The following is a 485-nucleotide window of genomic DNA, read 5'->3' as shown; positions in this document are numbered from 1 at the left end:
AGGAGTTCGCCGACTCCGACGAGTTGGGCTGCGGCATCGTCGTCGTCGCTGTCCAAGAGAGTCGCGGCGCGCTCGGCGATCCCGGTCGCGGTGCGTCGCCCCCGTGCGGACGACGACCAGTCCGACAGGCCGGTGTCGGCTTCCGGCATCGTGACCGCGTCGGCGGTTCCGTCGGCAAGACGGCGCTGGATCTTCGGATAGGAGAGGTCGGGGGCCAGGGTCGAGCCCGCGAACCAGACCGGCTCGTGGTCGCGGTTGCGGTCGCCGGGCAGTGCGACCGTGTAGCCGAGGATGTCCCCGGAGGGGGCGTGCCGCAGCTTGACGCGCAGGCCCGACTCGCGAAGGCGGGTGAAGAACTCGGCTTCGCCGGCGGCTCCGGCGACGGCCTGGCGGACGGCTTCACGCAGCGTCTCGCGCGGTGTCTCGGGGCGGCCGGTGCGCTCGGCTTTGAAGCGCTCGGCGCTGGTGGGGGTCTTGGCTCCGGT

1 pseudogene is annotated in these 485 nt (G+C 72.6%); it reads right to left on the bottom strand.

Annotation, left to right across the window (positions count from 1 at the left end):
• Positions 1-485 (bottom strand): annotated as a pseudogene (locus tag RB628_RS42885) (mobilization protein); the annotation flags it as partial.

The sequence above is a fragment of the Streptomyces sp. ADMS genome, assembly GCF_033441795.1.
Classification (GTDB): domain Bacteria; phylum Actinomycetota; class Actinomycetes; order Streptomycetales; family Streptomycetaceae; genus Streptomyces.
Note: the sequence above shows the minus strand (reverse complement) of the source record. Positions and strands in the feature narration are given on the sequence as shown.